At 74.2% G+C, this 20,532-nt stretch carries 20 protein-coding genes and 2 pseudogenes; 13 read left to right on the top strand and 9 right to left on the bottom strand.

Annotation, left to right across the window (positions count from 1 at the left end; translation table 11 throughout):
• Window positions 1-59: 59 nt before the first annotated feature.
• Complete coding sequence (locus OG799_RS20735; protein ID WP_406036817.1) at window positions 60-374, bottom strand: STAS domain-containing protein; 315 nt, start codon at window positions 372-374, stop codon at window positions 60-62.
• 95 nt (window positions 375-469) lie between these two features.
• Between OG799_RS20735 and map the strand changes: the two genes are divergently transcribed.
• Together map and OG799_RS20725 are read left to right on the top strand one after the other, a co-directional pair.
• Window positions 470-1,327: a type I methionyl aminopeptidase gene (gene map / locus OG799_RS20730; RefSeq protein WP_406036816.1), complete on the top strand. Its 858-nt coding sequence runs from the start codon at window positions 470-472 to the stop codon at window positions 1,325-1,327.
• Entirely contained in the window at window positions 1,324-2,040 is a 717-nt protein-coding gene (locus OG799_RS20725; protein ID WP_406036815.1) for a VIT1/CCC1 transporter family protein, read from the top strand. The genes map and OG799_RS20725 overlap by 4 nt, the downstream gene beginning before the upstream one ends.
• Before the next feature lie 22 nt (window positions 2,041-2,062).
• Here the strand turns inward: OG799_RS20725 and OG799_RS20720 are convergent, their stop codons facing one another.
• From OG799_RS20720 to OG799_RS20690, 7 genes and pseudogenes are all read right to left on the bottom strand, one after another.
• Window positions 2,063-2,785, bottom strand: a complete 723-nt coding sequence (locus OG799_RS20720) for a nucleotidyltransferase domain-containing protein (RefSeq protein WP_406046354.1) — start codon at window positions 2,783-2,785, stop codon at window positions 2,063-2,065.
• Between the two features lie 162 nt (window positions 2,786-2,947).
• On the bottom strand, window positions 2,948-3,442 hold the full coding sequence (locus tag OG799_RS20715) for a nitroreductase family deazaflavin-dependent oxidoreductase (RefSeq protein WP_406036814.1): 495 nt from the start codon (window positions 3,440-3,442) through the stop codon (window positions 2,948-2,950).
• A gap of 68 nt (window positions 3,443-3,510) precedes the next feature.
• Window positions 3,511-6,231: an FtsX-like permease family protein gene (locus OG799_RS20710; protein WP_406036813.1), complete on the bottom strand. Its 2,721-nt coding sequence runs from the start codon at window positions 6,229-6,231 to the stop codon at window positions 3,511-3,513.
• Window positions 6,228-6,962, bottom strand: coding sequence for an ABC transporter ATP-binding protein (locus OG799_RS20705; protein ID WP_406036812.1), 735 nt, complete (start codon window positions 6,960-6,962; stop codon window positions 6,228-6,230). Before OG799_RS20705 ends, OG799_RS20710 begins: the two co-directional genes overlap by 4 nt.
• Window positions 6,963-7,017: 55 nt before the next feature.
• Window positions 7,018-7,611: a PadR family transcriptional regulator gene (locus tag OG799_RS20700; protein ID WP_406036811.1), complete on the bottom strand. Its 594-nt coding sequence runs from the start codon at window positions 7,609-7,611 to the stop codon at window positions 7,018-7,020.
• An 82-nt stretch (window positions 7,612-7,693) separates the two neighbouring features.
• Complete coding sequence (locus OG799_RS20695; protein ID WP_406036810.1) at window positions 7,694-8,143, bottom strand: ferritin-like domain-containing protein; 450 nt, start codon at window positions 8,141-8,143, stop codon at window positions 7,694-7,696.
• Window positions 8,140-8,594 (bottom strand): annotated as a pseudogene (locus tag OG799_RS20690) (hypothetical protein). Before OG799_RS20690 ends, OG799_RS20695 begins: the two are co-directional and overlap by 4 nt.
• Before the next feature lie 234 nt (window positions 8,595-8,828).
• On the opposite strand from OG799_RS20690, the gene rimP reads away from it, so the two are divergent.
• From rimP to OG799_RS20645, 9 genes are all read left to right on the top strand, one after another.
• Window positions 8,829-9,542, top strand: a complete 714-nt coding sequence (gene rimP / locus OG799_RS20685) for a ribosome maturation factor RimP (RefSeq protein ID WP_406036809.1) — start codon at window positions 8,829-8,831, stop codon at window positions 9,540-9,542.
• The gene (nusA, locus tag OG799_RS20680) at window positions 9,539-10,582 is read left to right on the top strand and encodes a transcription termination factor NusA (RefSeq protein WP_406036808.1); all 1,044 of its coding nucleotides are present in this window, start codon (window positions 9,539-9,541) and stop codon (window positions 10,580-10,582) included. Before rimP ends, nusA begins: the two co-directional genes overlap by 4 nt.
• A gap of 16 nt (window positions 10,583-10,598) precedes the next feature.
• Complete coding sequence (locus OG799_RS20675) at window positions 10,599-10,931, top strand: YlxR family protein (protein ID WP_350680569.1); 333 nt, start codon at window positions 10,599-10,601, stop codon at window positions 10,929-10,931.
• Between the two features lie 93 nt (window positions 10,932-11,024).
• Window positions 11,025-14,036, top strand: a complete 3,012-nt coding sequence (gene infB / locus OG799_RS20670; RefSeq protein WP_406036807.1) for a translation initiation factor IF-2 — start codon at window positions 11,025-11,027, stop codon at window positions 14,034-14,036.
• A gap of 88 nt (window positions 14,037-14,124) precedes the next feature.
• Window positions 14,125-14,418 carry a DUF503 domain-containing protein gene (locus OG799_RS20665; RefSeq protein WP_406036806.1) on the top strand — a complete coding sequence of 98 codons (294 nt, stop codon included), beginning with the start codon at window positions 14,125-14,127 and terminating at the stop codon, window positions 14,416-14,418.
• Between the two features lie 159 nt (window positions 14,419-14,577).
• A complete protein-coding gene (rbfA, locus tag OG799_RS20660; RefSeq protein WP_406036805.1) occupies window positions 14,578-15,063 on the top strand; it encodes a 30S ribosome-binding factor RbfA in 486 nt (161 codons plus the stop codon).
• Window positions 15,060-16,097 carry a bifunctional oligoribonuclease/PAP phosphatase NrnA gene (locus OG799_RS20655; protein WP_406036804.1) on the top strand — a complete coding sequence of 346 codons (1,038 nt, stop codon included), beginning with the start codon at window positions 15,060-15,062 and terminating at the stop codon, window positions 16,095-16,097. The genes rbfA and OG799_RS20655 overlap by 4 nt, the downstream gene beginning before the upstream one ends.
• A 65-nt stretch (window positions 16,098-16,162) precedes the next feature.
• Window positions 16,163-16,570, top strand: coding sequence for a hypothetical protein (locus OG799_RS20650; RefSeq protein WP_406036803.1), 408 nt, complete (start codon window positions 16,163-16,165; stop codon window positions 16,568-16,570).
• Window positions 16,570-16,779: a DUF6186 family protein gene (locus OG799_RS20645; protein WP_406046353.1), complete on the top strand. Its 210-nt coding sequence runs from the start codon at window positions 16,570-16,572 to the stop codon at window positions 16,777-16,779. Before OG799_RS20650 ends, OG799_RS20645 begins: the two co-directional genes overlap by 1 nt.
• Before the next feature lie 358 nt (window positions 16,780-17,137).
• Here the strand turns inward: OG799_RS20645 and OG799_RS20640 are convergent.
• Window positions 17,138-17,473, bottom strand: a pseudogene (locus OG799_RS20640) (transposase); the annotation flags it as partial.
• Between the two features lie 183 nt (window positions 17,474-17,656).
• Between OG799_RS20640 and OG799_RS20635 the strand changes: the two are divergent.
• Together OG799_RS20635 and OG799_RS20630 are read left to right on the top strand one after the other, a co-directional pair.
• Window positions 17,657-18,958 carry an RNA-guided endonuclease InsQ/TnpB family protein gene (locus tag OG799_RS20635; protein WP_406036802.1) on the top strand — a complete coding sequence of 434 codons (1,302 nt, stop codon included), beginning with the start codon at window positions 17,657-17,659 and terminating at the stop codon, window positions 18,956-18,958.
• A gap of 237 nt (window positions 18,959-19,195) precedes the next feature.
• Window positions 19,196-20,527: an MATE family efflux transporter gene (locus tag OG799_RS20630; protein ID WP_406036801.1), complete on the top strand. Its 1,332-nt coding sequence runs from the start codon at window positions 19,196-19,198 to the stop codon at window positions 20,525-20,527.
• The last annotated feature ends 5 nt before the right edge of the window (window positions 20,528-20,532 follow it).

The following is a 20,532-nucleotide window of genomic DNA, read 5'->3' as shown; positions in this document are numbered from 1 at the left end:
GTCGACGGCGCCGGCCGCCGGGGCGGTCAGCGGCGGGGCGGCTGGCCGGTGATGCGGGGTCAGGCCGGCTGGAGCCACTCCTGCTCGCCGAGGCCGGAGATCTCCAGCACCCGGCGGACCTGCCGGGACGGCAGCACGGTCAACGCGCCGGGGAAGCGCTGGGCGAGCCGGACCAGGGCGTGGATGGCCGCTGAGTCGAAGAAGGTGACCGCGCGGAGATCCACGGTGACGTGCCTGGCCGGCTCACGGAGGGCGGTCTGCAGCATGGTGTCGGCGGTGGCCATGTCGACCTCGCCGGTCACCAGCACACGGAGCTGATCACCGTCGACCTCCGCGGTGGCGGAGAAGACGGGAGGTGCGCCCCCTTGATCCACGGAGCCACAATGGCACAGCCGGCGGGGCGCGGCAACAACCCGCGTGAGCAGCCCGTGGCGGGGGTCACCCCGGCGCGCGGCGATAGGCTGTCCGCATGACCGTCCGTGCGCCGCTGACCCCAGGCACGCTCTCCCCGTGGCGAGCGGTCCCCGCCCACATCCCGCGTCCGGAGTACGTGGGCAAGAAGCGTCCCCAGGAGTGGCGTGGCTCGCACGTGCAGACGCCGGAGACCATCGAGAAGATGCGCGTCGCCAGCCGGCTCGCCGCCCAGGCCACCCGGCTCGCCGGGGAGCACTGCAAGCCGGGCGTGACCACCGACGAGATCGACAAGGTGGTGCACGAGTTCCTGGTCGACCACGGCGCCTACCCGTCGACGCTGGGCTACAAGGGCTTCCCGAAGTCCTGCTGCACCAGCCTCAACGAGGTGATCTGCCACGGCATCCCCGACTCGACCGTGCTGGCCGACGGCGACATCATCAACGTCGACGTCACCGCGTACATCGGCGGCGTGCACGGGGACACCGACGCCACGTTCTGCGTGGGCGAGGTGAGCGAGGAGGCGCGGCTGCTGGTCGAGCGGACCCACACGGCGATGATGCGGGGCATCAAGGCCGTCGCCCCGGGACGGCAGATCAACGTGATCGGCCGGGTCATCGAGTCGTACGCCAAGCGGTTCGGCTACGGCGTGGTCCGCGACTTCACCGGCCACGGCATCGGCGAGGCGTTCCACAGCGGCCTCTACGTGCCGCACTACGACAGCCCCCGGCCGACCGACATCATGGAGCCGGGGATGACCTTCACCATCGAGCCGATGATCACCCTCGGCACCTACCAGTACGACATGTGGGATGACGGTTGGACGGTGGTCACCAAGGACCGGAGGTGGACGGCCCAGTTCGAGCACACGATCGTCGTGACCGACGACGGCTACGAGATCCTGACCCTGCCGTGACCGAGACCCCGGCGGCGCTGCGCGAGGCGCACCACGCGGACGTGTCCGGCGGCTGGCTGCGGCCGGCCGTGTTCGGCGCGATGGACGGACTGGTCACCAACATCGCCCTGATCGCGGGTGTCGGCGGCGGTGGCGTGTCGCCGAAGAGTGTCGTGCTGACCGGCATGGCCGGCCTGGTCGCCGGCGCCATCTCGATGGGGCTGGGCGAGTACACCAGCGTCCGCTCGGCCAACGAGCAGGTCGCCGCCGAGGTGGCCAAGGAGCGGCGCGAGCTGGAACGGCATCCCGAGGCGGAGGCCCGTGAGCTGGCCGACGCGTGGGTCGCCCGGGGGCTCCCCCGCGACCTGGCGATGCAGGTGGCCGACGCGGTCCGGCGCAACCCGGAGGAGGCGCTGCGGGTGCACGTCCGGGAGGAGTTGGGCGTCGACCCCGACGAGCAGCCCAGCCCGTGGTCGGCGGCGATCTCGTCGTTCCTCTGCTTCTCCCTCGGTGCCCTGGTCCCGCTGCTGACCTACCTGATCGGCTTCACCAGCCTCTGGCTGGCGCTGGGCGTCGGCGGGGTGGGGCTTTTCGTGGCCGGGGCGGTCGTCGCCCGGTTCACCAACCGTCCCTGGTGGACCAGCGGCCTGCGCCAGTTCCTGCTGGGCGCCGCGGCCGCCGCCGCCACGTACCTGGTCGGGGCCCTCATCGGCATCCAGGGCAACGTCGGCTGACCCAACCCGGGCGGCGTCGTCGTCAGGGGGTGAGGAGGTCGTCGACCGTGCCGTCGACCGGGCGGCCGCGGGCGGCCAGTTCCTCGGCCTGGCGGGCCAGCACCGCGCCGACCTCGGTCATGTCCGCCCCGGCCAGCCCGGTACGCCGGACCGCGTCCCCCGGGTCCCGGAAGTAGGTGCGGCTGAGCAGCCCGTTCACGGTGGCTGCGGCCAGCCGTGCCTCGCCGAGCATCAGCAGCGCCTGGTCGGTCTCGTACCACTCGGCGAGCCGGGCGGCGCGGGCGTGCGCGGCGCTGCCCCGGTACCACGCCTGCCGGGCGGCGCCGCTGAACTCGGCCGGTCGGGCCCGGGCCAGCCGGGCCAGGTGCTCGTCGCGCAGGGCGCGCAGCCACCCGGTCGGGTCGTGCAGCGCCCGGGTGGTGACGTACCGGTCGGCGGTCAGCGGCCAGAGCGGGGTGATCGTGCGGGCCTGCCGAAGGTAGTCGTCGGCCCCGGCGACGGTCAGGTCGACCAGCACCCCGGCCACCCGCCGGGTGGCCGGGTCCGGGCCGCTGCCCGGCCGGTAGGTGACCAGCAGCAGCCCGACCTCACCGTCCCCGCCGCCGTCGTCGTCGCCGTGGGCGAGCGGGCCGTGCACCGCGACGGCGAGGATGTCGGCCGGGAAGCGGCGCAGCGCCGCCGCGCTCACCCGCTCGGCGACCCGCCACCGTGGATCGTCCAGGTGCGGGCCGGTCCCCAGCTCCATGTCGCTGGTGTCCACGCGTCACCTCCGTCCGCGCCGGGGGACCACCCGGCCGCCCGACGGCCGCGCGCGTCGTCGCCCGGACCGGCTCGGGCCGGCGTCGGCCGTCCGCCGCCCACCACCCTAGCCACGACGGTCCGCCGCGCCGGCGTGCCGCGCCCGAGGTCAGGCCGGATCGGTGCCGGCCGGTGCCGCGCCGACCGGGACCAGCCGGAAGACGCGGATCTCCCGGCCGCCGGCCCGCTCGACGTACGTCCGGTACGCGGGCCACTCGGTGACCAGCAGCCGCCACAGCTGTTCCCGCTCCGCGCCGGTGGCCACCTCGGCGCGCACCGGCATGCGGCGCCCCTTGACGTCCACCTCGGCGGCCGGCTGGGCCAGCAGGTTCAGCGCCCAGCCAGGCTGGTGCTGCTGCCCCCAGTTCGACCCGATCACCACGTACGCGTCGCCGTCCGGCACGTACAGCAGGGGGTTGTTGCGGGGCCGGCCGGAGCGGCGGCCGGTGGTGGTGATGACCAGGGAGGGCACCAGGCCGAGCGCGACCACCCGGCCCTTCGTGAGTCGGCCGACCAGGCGGTCGGCGGGGACGAGCAGGCGCATCGTGGCGCCGAACCACTTCTGGTGGCCGAGTCGGCGCGTGAGGGTTCCCAGGGCGGACACGGGCTCAGTCTGCCGGCTCCGCCGCCGCGGCGGCACCCCCCGAGCGGACCGGCGCATATCGGAGCCTGTCACTCCAGCCGGCGCTCGACGGGCAGCCGGGACCGGGTCAGCAGCCCTGCCCCGAGCATCGCCACCAGCGGGACCACCACCAGCACGCCGAGGGTCAGCCAGGGCACCACCACCGGGTACGGCGTCTCGACCGGCCAGGCCGCGGCGTACCGGCGGTTCACCGAGGCGAGGATGATCAGCGCCGAGCCGAGACCGGCGACGATGCCCAGCACGGAGCCGAGCACCGCGATCACGCCGGCCTGGCAGAGCGAGAGCACCCGGCGCACCCGCGGGCTGGCGCCCACCGCGGCCAGGGTGGACAGGTCCCGGCGGCCCTCGGCGGCGGCGAGCCCGGTGGCCACCCCGGCGGCGCCCAGCGTGATCACGCCGGAGCCGACCGCCAGCAGGAGCAGCAGCGGTCGCCGGTCCGAAGCCGGCTCGTCCTGCTCCACCTGCATCTGGAGCGGACCCAGCCGCGGCAGGTCGGCGGCGAGTCGTTGCCGCTGCGCCGTCGTCGGCGGTCCGGTGGTGTCGACCACGTAGCCGAGCTGCTCGCCGACCAGGCCGAGCCGGGCCGTCGCCGCGGCGGAGAGGATGAGCCGGTCGACCGGCAGGCCGCCGCGCAGCGCGTAGCCGGGCAGGGTGGTCGTGGTGGTGGTCGTGGACGGCGGGTCCTGCCGGGCGGTGGTCCGGCTGACGGTGACGCCCACCCGCCCGTCCACCACCTGCCGCGGGTCGGTCACCACCACCCCGCCGGACCGGAGCATCCGGGTGGCGGCGGCCACCTCGCCGGCCGGGGCGCCGGTGAGCGCGGGCAGGGCTGAGCCGTCGTCCACGTACGCCGGCAGGTAGAGGCCGTCCGGGTTGCGCGACGGCCGGGCGCAGCGCGGATCGGCGAGGGCCCGTCGGCGGCCGTCGGCGGTCAGGTACCCGGTCAGGTCGTAGGGGCACTGCCGGTCCGGCGGGACCGCCGCCGCAGGGAGGCAGTAGTCGTCCGGGGACATCGGCGCGGCGCAGGCGGGCACGTCGAGCCGGGCCACCGTGCCGTCCGGCAGGACGGCCCGGACCCGCTCGGCCACCTGCGCCGGTGGGGGCAGTTCGGTGGTGGTGGCGCCCGTGCCCAGCAGCAGCACGTTGCCGGGTGGGATGCCGGGCTGCCAGTCCGCCCGGTTGCGGGCGTCGTCGCTGGCCACGTAGACGCCGAGGGCGACGCTGCCGGCGACCGCGGCCATCACCGCGGAGATGGCCGGCGCGGCGGAGGCGCGGTTGCGGCTGGCGTCGCGCAGCGCGAGCCGCGGCGCCAGCGGCAGCAGCCGGCCGGCCCCGGCGAGCAGTCCGATCAGCGTGGGGGTGCCGAAGACCAGGCCCAGCTCGCCGAGGATCAGCCCGGCCAGGATCATCGTCGGGGCGGTCCGGGCGGCGCCGAGCGCGGCGACGGCGGCGCCGCCGAGGGTGAGCAGCACCCCGGCGACCAGCCAGCGCCGGCGGTGGCGGGGTGGGCTGCGCCGCCCGGCCAACCCGGCCACCACGTCCTCCCGTGCGGCGGTCCAGGCCGGCGCCAGCGCGGCCAGCACCCCGGCGAGGACCGCGACCGCGGCGATCGCGGCCAGCGCGGCCGGGAAGACGCGGTACCCGCCGGAGCGGGCGGCGGTGAGGTACTGCTCGACCAGCGGCCGGCCGGCGACCGCCGCGGCGGTGCCGAGCAGCAGCCCGAGCGCCGCCCCGCCCGCGCCGAGCACCACGCCGTCGGCCAGCACCACCCGGCGCAGGTGCACGTGGTCGCCGCCCGCCACCGCGACCAGCGCGAGGTCCCGCCGCCGCCGCCGCACGCCGACCGCGAAGGCCGGCCCGACCAGCAGCACCACCTCCAGCAGGCCGAGGCCGCCGACCAGCACGGCGTCGCTCGCCTCCTCGGCGTCCGGCATGGACGTGTCGCCGTCGGCCACCTCGTCCCGGCCGGGCAGGGCGGTGCGGGCGCGTACCGCCACGCCGCGCGCGTTGAGCCGGTCGACCAGCGCCGGGTCCAGCCGTCCGGGCACGTCCACCAGCCAGCTCTCGTCGGACGGGGCGACCGGCCCGGCCGCCGCCTCCGGCCGCATCGCGACCACCTCGCGCAGGTTGTCCGGGAACTCCACCACCCCGACCACCCGGTACGGTCCACCGCCGTCCGCGGTACGGACCGTGCCGCCGAGCGGCACCCCCAGGCGGCGCAGGGCCGGCCGGCTGACCGCGATCTCGGCGGGCGCGGCGGGCCGCCGGCCGGCGCGCAGCCGGGCCAGCGGTCGGGCGACGGGATCGGTCAGGTCCACGCTGCGCGCGTCGAACGGCACGTCCCGGCCGTCGAGCCGGACCTCGAACGGGACCCACCAGCGGACCGGGCTGACCCGACTGCCCGGGGGCAGCAGCGCCGACATCTCGGCGGCCGTCACCGGGCGGGTCCGCGGCACCGTCTCGCCCCGGGCCGGCCAGGTGTTCTCCCCCCAGGCGTCCTGGACCAGCGCGTTTTCGGCCGACCAGCGCAGCTCCGCGTCCGCGCCCCCGAGCCGCCGGTCCAGCTTCTCGGCCCGGGTCAGCTGCGCCATGTCCCAGCTCACCGCGGTGAAGCTGAGCACCAGCACGGGCAGCGTGATCATCGCCAGCACCAGCGCGGTACGACCCCGTGCCCGCCGGGCCTCCCGCCGCGCGATGCGCAGCGCGACCAGCCACGAGCCGACCGCCCCGGCGAACCGGCCCCGGCTCACCGCCCGCTGCCGGTCAGCAGCTGCTCGACGCCGACCAGCGGCGCCGTCGAGTCCACCAGCACCCCGTCCCGGAGGAAGACCACCCGGTCCGCCCAGCCGGCGTGCCGGGCCTCGTGGGTGACCAGCACCCCCGCCGCGCCGGCGTCCACCCGGCGGCGCAGCAGGTGCAGCACCGCCTCGCCGGCCTGCGAGTCGAGCGCCCCGGTCGGCTCGTCGGCGAGCACCAGCCGGCGCTCGCCGACCAGGGCCCGGGCGATCGCCACCCGCTGCTGCTGACCGCCGGACATCTGGTCCGGGAAGCGGTCGCCCAGCCCGGTGAGGTCCACCTCGGCCAGCGCGGCCAGGGCCAGCTTCCGGGCCTGCCGGACGCCCGTCCCGTCGAGTTCCAGCGGCAGCGCGACGTTCTCCGCCGCGGTGAGGCTGCCGAGCAGGTTGAGATCCTGGAAGACGTAGCCGATCCGCCGCCGCCGCAGCCGGGCCAGCTCCCGGCGGTCCAGCCCGCCGAGCGCCGCCCCCTCGACCAGCACCTCACCGGCGGTGGGACGGTCCAGCCCGCCGGCGAGCGACAACAGGGTCGACTTCCCGGAGCCGGAGGGGCCCATCACGGCGACCAGCTCACCGGGGCGGATCGTGAGGCTGACCCCGCGCAGCGCGTGCACGGCGGCCTCGCCGGCGCCGTGGGTCCGGTGCACGTCCCGCAGTTCCAGCACCGCCCCGCCCGCCGCGGTCATCGGATCGTCCTCGTTCGCAACCGCGGGGCTCGCCGGCCCGGCTCGCTCCTCGCGCTCACCGGTGGGCCTCCTCCCCGGGGCGCCCCACGACCCCCGGGTCGCCGGTGTCCGGCGCGGCCGGGCGGGATGGCGCGGGACGGTAGCGGACCAGGCTCGTCTCGCAGTGGTCCAGCCAGCGGATCTCCGCCTCGGCCTGGAAGACCATCGCGTCCAGCACCAGCCGCCAGGGCAGGTCCTCCGGCTTGTCGCTGGCGTACTTCAACCGGGTCAACTCCTGCAACGCCCGCATGGTCGCGCTGCGCTGGGTCTGCACCACCGACCGGACGTCCACCCCGGGGGTGGTCAGCGCCAGGGCCAGCTTGATCGCCAGCTCGTCCCGGGGCCGGTCGGTGCGGCTGATCGGGGTGGCGAACCAGAGTGCCAGGTCCGCCCGCCCGGCGTCGGTGATCTCGTACGGCCGCTGCCCGCCCTCGTTCTCCGGCAACGGGCGGACCAGGCCGTCCCGCTCCAGCCGGGACAGGGTGGTGTAGACCTGCCCGATGTTCAGCGGCCAGGTCGAGCCGGTCGACTCCTCGAAGGCGGCGCGCAGCTGGTACCCGTACATCTGGCCGCGTTCGAGCAGGGCGAGCAGCCCGTGACGGATGGACATGGCAACGGAGTATGCATACCTGGTATGCGGCCCGCAACCGGAACGCCCGCGCCCGTGACCTGGGACGCCGCCGGGGTGCGGCTCAGACCGGGCGGCCGGGGAAGGGGACGGTGAGCGGGGTCACCCCGGCCGTGCGCCGCCACCGGGTGGCGCGCAGCGCGCAGTCGGTCAACGCGGCCAGGGCGCGGTTCCGGTCCGCCCCCGTGGTGTGCGGCAGGGCCGCCCGCCAGAACCCGGCGGTCCGCTCCTCCACCTCGATCGCCAGCTTCAGCGCGCTGGCCCGGTCGGTCACCGGGTACGGCAGGGCGTACCCGGCCCGGTCGGCGGGGACCCGACCGCCGCCGGAGCTGAGCTGGAGGATCAGGGCGTCGCGGCGGGCGCGGTGGGCCGCCTCGGCGGCGCGGGCGGCGGTCCGCGCGGCGTCGGCGAGCCGTACGCCGATCACGCCGTACGCCCAGATCGCCGCGTACTCGGCGGAGAGGGCGGCGCCGAGGGCCTCGGCGGGCCCGGCGGGTGCGTTACGCGGGATCACTTCAGCGCCTCCAGATGGGTGGCCCGGGCGGCTGCGATGGAACCGAGCAGCGCGGCCCGCTCGGCCGGCGCCGCCGCGCAGGCCTTCGCGGCGTTGTCCCGCCCGGCCCGCTCGGCCTCGCGCAGCCCGGCCAGCGCGTCGGCCGGGTCAGCGGCGCCGGACGCGCCCGGCGTGCCGGTCGGAGCGCCGGAGGGGCCGGGCGGCCGATCACCCGGCGCAGCTCATCGGCGTGCGCCTGGTGAGCGTCGGCGATCGGGGTGAGCCGGTCGGCGAGGGCCGGGTCCGTGGCGATCGCGGCCCGGTGCCGGGCGGCCAGCGCCGCGGCTTCGGCGGCCAGCGGCTCCAGCGGGTCGGGCGGCGGCGGCTTGTCGTCGTCGCGGTCGAAAAGATCACAGCCGGTCAGCGGTACGGCCGCGCCGCCGACCACCACCAGCGCCCCGGCGCGCAGCACGTTTCGCCGGGAATGTCCCGGTGCACCGTCGCGCTGTGTCGTTCTGCCCGTCGCCACCGGACAAGTCAACACCATCCGTGGCCGTCCGTGGGCCACCAGCGTCGGTGCGCCGACAGGTCCGCCGGCCGCCGAGCGCGTTACGCTCTGCGCAGCCACCGGGCGCGACCGCCCCGGTGGCGTGCCGGCATGGCGGGCCGACCGGGCCCGGAGCACGATCAGGAGAAGGGGCGCCAGATGACGCAGCGTGGCCGTGCCACCAGGCCGACCGGGCCGTCCGGGCGACCCCGGCGGGCCGACGGGCCGCGTGGCGGGGACGGGGCCGGCGCACCGCGCGGCGGTGACCTCGGCGCCCGGCGCGCGCGGCTGCGCGAGGTGATCGAGCCGGTGGTCGAGGGCGCCGGCTACGACCTGGAGGACCTCTCCGTCTCCCGGGCCGGCCGACGGCACGTCGTACGCGTGATCGTGGACGCCGACGGCGGGATCAACCTGGACGCCGTCGCGGACGTCTCCCGCGCGGTCTCCGCGGCGTTGGACGCCGCGGAGGAGGCCGGTCGCGACCTCGTGGCGGGGGAATACCAGCTCGAGGTCAGCTCGCCGGGCGTGGACCGCCCGCTCACCCTGCCCCGGCACTGGCGGCGTAACGCCGGCCGGCTGGTCAAGGTGACCGTGCGCGGCGCGACGGCGCTGCCCGAGCAGCGGGCCGCCGGGGACCGGCAGGTCACCGGCCGGGTGGTCGAGGCCGACGACGAGCGCGTGGTGCTGGAGACGGACGCCGGCCGCGCGGAACACCGGTACGCCGAGCTCGGACCCGGTCGGGTCCAGGTCGAGTTCAACCGCCTCGACGAGGCGGACGAGCTGGACGGCGCCGACGAGGCCGACGAGGCCGACGAGGCCGACGAAACTGACGACATCGACGACGAAGATGATGTGGAGGACGAGGAGAGGTGAACATCGACCTCGCGGCGCTGCGCGCACTCGAGCGCGAGCGGGAGATCCCGTTCGACACGATCCTCGCGGCGATCGAGACCGCGTTGCTGACCGCCTACCGGCACACCGACGGCGCCGAGCCGCACGCCCGGGTGGAGATCGACCGCAAGTCGGGCGCCGCCCTGGTCTACGCCCAGGAGCTGGACGACGACGGCACCGTGGTGCGGGAGTGGGACGACACCCCGCACGACTTCGGCCGGATCGCCGCCATGACGGCCAAGCAGGTGATCCTCCAGCGGCTGCGGGAGGCCACCGACGAGGTGCACTTCGGTGAGTACGTCGGCCGCGACGGTGACCTGGTCACCGGCGTGGTGCAGGCGCACGAGGCGCGCGCCGAGAAGGGCATCGTCAGCGTCGACCTGGGCAAGCTGGAGGGCGTGCTGCCCCAGTCCGAGCAGGTCCCCGGCGAGCGGTACACGCACGGCGAGCGGATCCGCTGTGTCGTGGTGCACGTGGCCAAGGGAATGCGCGGTCCGCAGATCACGTTGTCCCGTTCGCACCCCGCACTGGTGAAGAAGCTCTTCGCCCTCGAGGTGCCGGAGATCGCCGACGGCACGGTCGAGATCGGTGCGATCGCGCGTGAGGCGGGTCACCGCACGAAGATCGCGGTCCGCTCCACCACGCCGGGCGTGAACGCCAAGGGCGCCTGCATCGGCCCGATGGGGCAGCGGGTCCGGGCGGTGATGAGCGAGCTGCACGGTGAGAAGATCGACATCATCGACTGGTCGGACGACCCGGCGACCTTCGTCGGCAACGCGCTCTCGCCGGCCAAGGCGCTGCGGGTCGAGGTCGTCGACCTGGCCAGCCGGGCGGCCCGGGTCACCGTGCCGGACTTCCAGCTCTCCCTGGCCATCGGCCGGGAGGGGCAGAATGCCCGGCTTGCCGCCCGACTGACCGGTTGGCGGATCGACATCCGCTCCGACGCGGAGCAGACCGAGTCGGCCGGCCGGGGCGCAGCTGATCACGTGCCGGAGCCGGGCGGCGCGATCTCGAGCAGCTAGGGGTAGACTTTCTCCAGTGGTACGACGCGCGCTACCGGAGCGCACCTGTGTGGGCTGCCGGAGACGTGCGCCGGCCAGCGAACTGCTGCGGATCGTCGCGGTCGGCGACGAGGCTGGTCACAGCCTCCGGCCCGATCCGGCCCGCAGGCTGCCGGGTCGGGGAGCGAACATGCACCCGGATCCGGCCTGCTTCGCGCAGGCGGTGCGCCGCCGAGCCTTCGGGCGGGCACTGCGCATCACCGGGGTCCTCGATCACGGTGAGCTGGCGGAGCATGTTGACGCGCCAACCACTACGTCCGGTCAGCCCGACCGGGCGAGGGTCGCTAGCAAGGTAGGACGACCGACATGAGCACACGATGAAGTCCCTGAAATGACCAGGCTTCAAGTGCACGAGTGAGGTTGCTGCGGGTGCTGCCCGCACGACCTCGGAGTGAGGAGTGCAGTGGCAGGTAAGGCCCGCGTACACGAGCTTGCTAAGGAGCTCGGGGTCGAGAGCAAGACAGTGCTCGCCAAGCTGAAGGAAATGGGCGAGTTCGTCAAGTCCGCGTCGAGCACCGTCGAGGCGCCCGTCGCCCGACGGCTGCGCAGCGCGTTGGTGGCCTCCGCCGGTTCGCCGGCGTCGGCCGCCCCGTCGGCGGCTCCGTCCGCGCCGGCGGCTACCCCGACGCCGCCCCCGACCCCGGGTGCCCCCCGGGTCTCGGCCAGGCCGATGCCGCCCCGGCGGCCGACCGCGCCGACCCCTGGACCGAAGCCCACGGGCCCGGTCCCCGGCCCGCCGCAGCCGGCGACCCCGGTCGCCAAGCCGGCGAGCGCGCACGACATCGAGGTGGCGGCCGCCGAGGCGCGCGCCGCCGCCCTCAAGGCTGAGCAGGAGGCCGCGGTCAAGGCCGCCCAGGCCGCCCGCCAGCAGCAGCGGGAGAACGTCCGCCGGGAGCCCCCGGCCGAGGGCGGTCCCCGTCCGGGTCCGGCTCCGCGTCCGGGTCCGAACGCGGTGCCGCCGCGTCCGGGTGCCCCGGCCGCCGGTCGTCCCGGTGGCCCGACCCCGGGCCCGGGTGCCCGGCCGGGCGGTCGTCCGCCGGCGCGCGGCGCCGGTAACAACCCGTTCGGTATCCAGGGTGGCCAGCAGCAGCGGCCCCCGGCCGCCGGCGGTCCCCGGCCGAGCCCGGCCGGCATGCCGCCGCGGCCCAGCCCGGCCTCCATGCCGCCGCGGCCCAGCCCGGCCTCCATGCCGAGCCAGCGTCCGACCACCGGTCGCCCCGGCGGCCCCGGTGCCGGTCGTGGTGGACCGGGTGGCGGCGCAGGCCGTCCCGGCGGCGGTGGCGGTGGCTTCCGCGGCGGTCCTGGCGGTGGCGGCGGCGGTGGCGGTGGCTTCCGCGGCGGTCCCGGTGGCGGCGGCGGTGGCGGTGGCTACCGTGGCGGTCCCGGTGGCGGCGGCGGTGGCGGTGCTCCCGGTGGCGGTTTCCGTCCGGGTGCCCCGGCCGGTGGCGGCGGTCGCCCGGGTGGCGGCGGTCGTGGCCGTGGCGGTGGCGCCGCGGGTGCCTTCGGGCGTCCGGGCGGTCGGCCGACCCGTGGTCGCAAGTCCAAGAAGCAGCGCAGACAGGAGTTCGACAACCTGTCGGCTCCGACCATGAGCTCGGGTGCTCCCCGGGGTCAGGGTCAGGTCGTCCGGCTCTCCCGTGGCGCCTCGCTGTCGGACTTCGCCGACAGGATCAACGCCAACCCGGGTTCGCTGGTCCAGGAGATGTTCAACCTGGGCGAGATGGTCACCGCGACCCAGTCCTGCTCCGACGACACCCTGCTGCTGCTGGGTGAGCACCTCGGTTTCGACGTGCAGATCGTCAGCCCGGAGGACGAGGACCGCGAGCTGCTCGCGCAGTTCAACATCGACCTCGACGCCGAGGTCGCGGAGGAGCGCCTGGTCAGCCGTGCGCCGGTGGTGACCGTCATGGGTCACGTCGACCACGGTAAGACCAAGCTGCTCGACGCGATCCGCAAGGCGAACGTCGTGGCCGGCGAGGCGGGTGGCATCACCCAGCACATCGGCGCGTACCAGGTCCACGTGCCGCACGACGGTGTGGACCGTGCGGTGACCTTCATCGACACCCCGGGTCACGAGGCGTTCACCGCCATGCGTGCCCGTGGTGCCCAGGTGACGGACATCGTGGTGCTCGTGGTGGCGGCCGACGACGGCGTGATGCCGCAGACCATCGAGGCGCTCAACCACGCCAAGGCGGCGGACGTGCCGATCGTGGTCGCGGTCAACAAGGTCGACAAGCCGGAGGCCAACCCGGACAAGGTCCGCCAGCAGTTGACCGAGTACGGGCTGGTCGCCGAGGAGTACGGCGGCGAGACCATGTTCGTCAACGTGGCGGCGAAGCCGGGCATCGGCATCGACGAGCTGCTCGAGGCGGTCCTGCTGACCGCCGACGCGTCGCTGGAGCTGACCGCTCCGATCGACGGGCCGGCGCAGGGTGTGGCGATCGAGGCGCACCTGGACAAGGGCCGCGGTGCGGTGGCGACGGTGCTGGTGCAGAAGGGCACCCTGCGGGCGGGCGACTCGATCGTCGCCGGTGGGGCGCACGGCCGGGTCCGGGCGATGCTCGACGAGAACGGCAACCAGGTCGCCGAGGCGGGTCCGGCCCGTCCGGTCCTGGTGCTCGGTCTGACCGCGGTGCCGGGTGCGGGTGACACCTTCCTGGCGGCCGAGGACGACCGCACGGTGCGCCAGATCGCCGAGCAGCGGCAGGCACGACGGCGGGCGGCGGCATTCGCCAACTCCCGTGGCCGGGCCACCCTCGAGACGCTCATGGAGCAGCTCAAGGAGGGCGAGAAGACCTCGCTCAACCTGGTGCTCAAGGGCGATGTCTCCGGTTCCGTGGAGGCCCTCGAGGACGCGCTGTTCAACCTCGACATCCCGGAGGAGGTCCAGCTCAGGATCATCCACCGGGGCGTGGGTGCGATCACCGAGAGCGACGTCATGCTCGCGAGCGCCTCGTCCGAGGCGGTCACGATCATCGGCTTCAACGTGCGGGCCGCCAACAAGGTCCGCGAGATCGCCGACCGCGAGGGCGTGGAGATCCGGTACTACACCGTCATCTACCAGGCCATCGAGGAGATTGACGCCGCGCTCAAGGGGCTGCTCAAGCCGGAGTACGAGGAGGTCGAGCTGGGCTCCGCGGAGATCCGCGACGTGTTCCGCTCGTCCAAGGTCGGCAACATCTCCGGCTGTATCGTCCGGTCCGGCGTCATCCGCCGCAACGCCAAGGCGCGGCTGCTGCGGGACGGGTCGGTCGTGGCGGACAACCTCACGATCAGCTCCCTCAAGCGGTTCAAGGACGACGCGACGGAGGTCCGCGAGGGCTTCGAGTGTGGTCTGACGCTGGGCGGTTACAACAACGTCCAGGCCGGCGACATCATCGAGACCTTCGAGATGCGGGAGAAGCCGCGCGCCTGATCCGGTGCTGACACAGTGATCAAGGGGTTTACGCCGAAAGGCGTAAACCCCTTGATCACGTCAGGGGGTGACCGTAATGTCCGGGGCGATGTTCACCGGAACCGCGGTCTTCGACCTGCTGCTGCCGGGCGACTCCCGGTCGCTCAAGGCGAAAAGATCATATGTACGGCCGATCGTCGCGGCACTGCGCCGCTTCGAGGTGTCGGCCGCCGAAGTGGGAGCGCTCGACCTGCACGGCCGGGCCGAGATAGCGGTGGCCGTGGTGGCCGCCGAGGCGGCGCACGTCCGTGAGGTGCTCGACTCGTGCGAGCGCCTGGTGGCCGCCCGTCCCGAGGCCGAGCTGCTGTCGGTGCGCCGCCGGCTGTACGGCGAGGAAGACTGACTCCGGCGCCGGTCGGCCCGGGCGTGGCCGTCGCCACCGGCGGCCCCGCGCGACGGCCACGATCGCGCGGGTAGTGTTCGAGGTGTTGGGCGGTCGGGCCCGGCGGTGCCCCGCGCCGTCGTTTCCGGCCGGGAGCAGGATGCCCTGGAGGTGGGGGAGATGACGGATCCGGCCAAGGTACGCCGGCACGCGGAGCGCATCCGCGAACTGGTCGCGTCGGTGGTGCGGAGCCAGATCAAGGACCCCCGGCTCGGGATGATCACCATCACCGACGCCCGGATCACCGCCGACCTGCGCGACGCCACGGTGTTCTACACGGTGCTCGGCGACGCGGCGGCCCAGGCCAGCACCGCCGCCGCGCTGGAGAGCGCCAAGGGGATGCTGCGCAGCACCGTCGGCAAGGCCCTCGGGCTACGGCACTCGCCGACCCTCACCTTCGTCCTCGACGACGTGCAGGACCAGGTCAAGCACATCGACGACCTGCTGGCGGCGGCCCGCAACGCCGATGCCGAGGTGCAGCGGCTGGCCGCCAGCGCCAAGTACGCGGGCGAGGCCCAGCCGTACCGCCTCGAGGACGAGGTCGAGGACGCCGAGACCGAGGCCGCCGGGACCGAGGGCGAGCCGCGCGGCGGCGACCGCCCGTGACCGACGCCGCCGCGGGCGCCCCCGAGGCGCCCACCGGGGCCGAGTGGGCGGCCGCAGTCGCCGCGGTACGCCAGCTTCCCGCCGGCGCGCGGGTGCTGCTGATCTGCCACGTCAACCCGGACGGGGACGCGCTCGGCAGCATGCTCGGCTTCGGGTTGGCGCTGCGCCGGCTGGGCGTACGGCAGCTCCAGGCGACCTTTCCCGGGCCACCGGAGGTGCCGGAGCCGTTCCGCTGGCTGCCCGGGCTCGACCTGCTGGTGCCGCAGCACGCCGCGTACCCGGATCCGGACCTGGTCATCTGCTTCGACGCGGCGAGCGAGTCGCGGCTGGGTGACCTGGTGGACCGGCTGGACACGGCGGGCGCGTCGCTGGTGCTCGACCACCACGCCTCCAACACCCGGTTCGGCGGCGTCAACCTGGTCGACCCGCACGCGGCGGCGACCTCGGTGGTCGCCGAGGGGCTGCTGGACCGGCTCGGGGTGCCGCTGGACGCGGACATCGCGGCCTGCTTCTACGTCGCGCTGAGCACGGACACCGGTTCGTTCCGCTTCGAAGCGACCACCCCGGCGGTGCACGAGATGGCGGCCCGGCTGCTGGCCACCGGCATCCGGCCGGGGGACATCTCCCGGCGGATCTTCGACACCCGGCCGTTCGGCGCCGTCCGCCTCTTCGGCGAGGTGCTCGGCCGGGCCTGCCTGGAACCCGGGGCGGCCGGCGGGCGCGGCCTGGTCTGGACGTACGCCACGCTGGCCGACCTGGCCCGGCACGACCAGCCGCCGTACGTGCTGGAGGCGCTGATCGACTCGGTGCGCTGCACGGCCGAGGCGGACGTGAGCTGCGTGGTCAAGCAGGTGGCGGCCGGGGAGTGGGCGGTGTCGCTGCGGAGCAAGGGCGCGGTGGACGTGAGCCGGGTGGCAGTGGCGCTGGGCGGCGGTGGTCACCGGTTCGCCGCCGGCTTCACCGGCCGGGGCAGCGCCGACGAGGTGGTCGATCGGATCCGGGCCGAGCTCGACGGGGCGCTGCTCGCCGTCTGAGATCAGGGTCGACTCCGGGGTGTGGCGGTCTTCCCGCGTTCCGTGACGCTGGGGACAATCGGGTGATGGATCACCCCCGAGAGCTCACCGCCGAGGCGCCCCGAGCCTGGGACCGTCCCGCCGTCTCCGTACCGGTGCTGGTCTGCCTCTCCCTGGTGGGCGGCCAGCTGCCGTCCTTCTCCGCGCAGGCCAACCTCTACACCCTGGGCACCGGCGGGGCGCTGATCTGGCTCGGGCTGAGCAACCGGGTGCCCCGTCGGCCCGCCCCCCACCGGCTGGCGCCGGGCGCGGTCTGGTGGCTGCTGCCGGTGACCGTCTTCGGGGTGTTCGAGGGGGCGACCTTCGTGCTCTCGATCGGCGACGACTTCCCCACCTTCTCCCGGCTGGCGGATCCGCTGCTGGAGGACCACCTGGTCCGCTCCACGGCCTGGTTCGCCTGGCTGGCCGCGTTCTGGGGGCTGGTGCGGCGATGATGCGGGCGCTGGCGATCGGTGGCTTTCTGACCGCGGTGCTGCTCTTCGCCGCGGTGGAGTGGGCGTCCCGGCGGGAGGGTTCCCGGGTGCCGCCGCTCGGCGACGTCTGCGCGTTCGTGATGCGGTACGAGGTCGGGCCGGTGCCGGTGGGGCGGATCGGCCTGTTCGGCTTCTGGTGGTGGTTGGGTTGGCACTTCCTGGCCCGGTGACCCGGCGCTTGTCCAGATGTCGGGAACACTGGGCAGCATGTGGACCTGAACGATAGCTTGGGTAAGGACCGGCGCCGCGCCGCGACGCTGGTCGTGGGCGGTGGCGCCACACCAGGTGCCGCCTCCCTCCAGGGTCGGACCGACCCGGGCTCACGCTGCCAGGCGAGCCGCTCCGGTGATCCCGGACCGCTGCCCGGCGCTCAGCACGACCGCCCGTAGGGCCACCGTGCCGCGGTGGTCCGCGCCCTGGAAGGGAACTGGAAATGGCGACCAAGCCCACCCGCAAGCCGCAGCCCGAGACCACCGACGAGGCGCGCGAGCAGATGCGCCGCGCGCTGCAGACCTCGATGGACACCCGTCAGTGACGCACCCGGTCCGGCGGTGACGCCGCCGACGTCGCTCCGTCGCCAGCGTCACCGCCACCCGGGTCGCCCGCGTTTCCGCGGGCGGGCCGCCCGGCGCTACCGAGATGCTGGCCAGTGCGCCGACCGGTAGGGCGGTGGTGCAGGCTCGCGCGGTCGCGCCGCGAGGCTCGAGCGTGCTCTAAACCTGGCCGGGTTTGCTGTTCGATGAAGTGACGCAGCACGGTCATCGGTGCGCCGCTGATTGACCCCGCGAAGTAGCAGCCCGACCACAGCCGGTTCGCTTGCCAGTAGTGGTGTGCCAGGTCGGGGAATTGCTGGCGTTTCCGCCGGGTGGAGACGCCAGAGGCTGTTGACGAGCTTCGACAGGGCCACTTTGGGTGGGAAGTTGACCATCAGGTGGATGTGTTGTCGTCGCCGTTGAACTCGAAACCAAATGGGCGTGCAGGAAGCGCAATATGAACTGGCACGCACGCCTTAGCAGTTGTGTCATAGGGTGATGTAAGAGTTCCGATATGCAGCTTCGGTACAACTACCGCGTCTACCCCACGCCGAGGCAGCAGCGGTCGCTGGCGCGGGCGTTCGGATGCGCTCGGGTGGTGTTCAACGACGGGCTGCGCGCACGGCAGCAGGCTCGGGAGAACGGTGAGGCGTACCTGTCGGACGCCGGACTGTCGAAGCGGGTCATCACTGAGGCCAAGCAGACTCCCGAGCGGAAGTGGCTGGGCGACGTGTCGGCCGTGGTACTCCAGCAAGCACTGGCCGACCTTAATGTCGCATACCGTAACTTCTTCACCTCGCTGACCGGCAAGCGCAAGGGCCGGCGGGTGGCCCCTCCGCGGTTCCGCTCACGTAAGGACAACCGGCAAGCCATCCGCTTCACCAAGAACTCCCGCTTCCGGCTGCTGGACAACGGGCGGCTGAGACTGCCGAAGATCGGTGATGTGCAGGTTCGCTGGTCGCGTGACCTGCCGTCTGAACCGTCGTCCGTGACGATCATCCGGGACGCGGCCGGCCGGTACTTCGCCTCATTTGTAGTGCATGCCTCCGACGTGCCGTTGCCTGCCAAAGACACCGAGGTGGGTATCGACCTGGGACTGACCCATTTCGCGGTCCTGTCGGACGGCACGAAGGTCACCGCCCCGAAGTTCCTCAGACGGGCGGCGCGGAAGCTGCGCACGCTGCAAAAGGCGCTGTGCCGCAAGGTCAAGGGGTCGCAAAACCGCAAGAAGGCCGCGGTCAAGGTCGCTCGCGCCCACTCTCGGGTGGCCGACACGCGGCGGGACTGGCAACACAAGCTCTCGACACGGATCATCCGCGACAACCAAGCGGTGTACGTCGAGGACCTGTGCGTGACCGGTCTCGCCCGCACCCGGCTGGCCAAGTCCGTGCATGACGCCGGCTGGGGCAGCTTCACGGCCATGCTGGAGTACAAGGCCGCACGGTACGGACGTGCCTTCGGCCGCATCAACCGGTTCGCGCCTACGTCGCAGACGTGCTCGGCGTGCGGTCGGCTCGACGGTCCCAAACCGCTGTCCGTCCGGTCGTGGACTTGCCCCTGTGGGGCGATCCATGACCGGGACGTCAACGCGGCGCTCAACATCCTCGCCCAGGGACGCTGGGAGAGTTTAACCGCCTGTGGAGCGCAGGTAAGACCGGCACCCGTGCCGGCACTGCGCCGAGAAGCAGGAATCCGCCCAGGCGCCGCGCGCTGTACCGCACGCGGCGCGGAGGGAACCTCCGACCTTCAGGGTGGAGAGAACGTCAAGTCTGGCGCTACCCCCGTCGCTCCCGCCCGCGGATCTTCGCCGCGGTGACCGCGCTCGCCCCGCCCTGCTGGTGGTTCTCCTCCGCACGCGCCGATCTCCGCGGCTGGCTCTCCACCCTCCCCTCACCCTGACCCCGCCGCTGGTACCCCGCCCTGATCATGAAGTTGTTGTCGTCCGCGCCAGCGTGTGGTGGACAACAACTTCATGATCCCCCTGCGAGCGGACCGGTGGGTAAGTGGTGCGGGTGGTTGCGGGCATTACCTGGGCATGCCAGGATCGGCGGCGATGAGTCAGACCGCCACCACCTCGCCCGCGTCCGACGCCGCGTCGCCGCGGCGGATCGCCGCACTCGCTCTGCCGGCCCTCGTGGTGCTCGCCGCCGAGCCGCTCTACGTCCTGGTCGACACGGCGGTGGTCGGGCACCTGGGCCGGGTGCCGCTGGCCGCGCTCGCCGTCGGCGGCACGGTGATGACGCTGACCGCCTGGCTCGGCACCGTCGTCGCATACGGCACGACCGGGCGTTCGGCGCGGCGGTTCGGGTCGGGTGACCGGGGCGCGGCGGTGGCCGAGGGCGTGCAGGCGTCCTGGCTCGCCCTGGCGGTCGGGGTCCTGGTGGCGCTCGCCATGCAGCTCGGCGGCGGGGTGTTGGCGCGTACCCTCGTCGGCGGCTCGGGCGACGTGGCCGGCGCCGCCGCGCAGTGGCTGCGCATCGCGGCGCTGGGCGCCCCCGGCCTGCTGCTCGCCGCCGCCGGCAACGGCTGGCTGCGCGGCATCCAGGACACCCGGCGGCCGCTGCTCTTCGTGCTCGCCCCCAACCTGCTGTCCGCGCTGCTCTGCCCGCTGCTGGTCTATCCCGCCGGGCTCGGCCTGGCCGGTTCGGCGGTGGCCAACGCCGCCGCGCAGACCCTCTCCGGCGGCCTCTTCGCGGCGGCGCTGGTGCGCGAGCGGGTCTCCCTGCGGCCCCGGCCGGGGCTGATCCGGCAGCAGCTCGTGCTCAGCCGGGACCTGCTGATCCGGGGCGTCGCCTTCCAGGCGAGCTTCCTGTCCGCCACCGCCGTGGCCGCCCGGTTCGGCGCCGCCGCCATCGGCGCCCACCAGATCGCTCTCCAGCTCTGGTTCTTCACCGCCCTGGTGCTGGACGCGCTGGCCATCGCCGCCCAGTCGCTGATCGGCGCCGCGCTCGGCGCGGGCGACGCGGCCGGCGCCCGCGCCCTCGCCCGGCGGATCGCGCTGGTCGGTGGCGCCTGCGGGGTCGCCTTCGCGCTGCTGATCGCCGCCGGGGCCGGCGTCGTGCCGTCGTGGTTCAGCTCCGATCCGCAGGTACGCGACCAGGCCATGGTGGCCTGGCCGTGGTTCGTGGCGCTGCAGCCGATCGGCGGGGTGGTCTTCGCCCTCGACGGTGTGCTGATCGGCGCGGGAGACGTCCGCTACCTGCGCAACCTCACCATCGTGGCGGCGCTGGGCGGGTTCCTGCCGGCGGTTTGGCTCGCCTACGGGCTCGACCTCGGGCTGGGTGGGATCTGGGCCGGGCTGACGCTATTCGTGGTGCTCCGGCTGGCCGCCCTGCTGCTGCGGCTGCGCTCCGGCGGCTGGGCGGTGGTCGGCGCGGTCCGCTGACCACC

Source organism: Micromonospora sp. NBC_00898 (genome assembly GCF_045207895.1).
Lineage (GTDB): Bacteria > Actinomycetota > Actinomycetes > Mycobacteriales > Micromonosporaceae > Micromonospora.
This window is presented reverse-complemented; position numbering and strand designations above follow the sequence as displayed.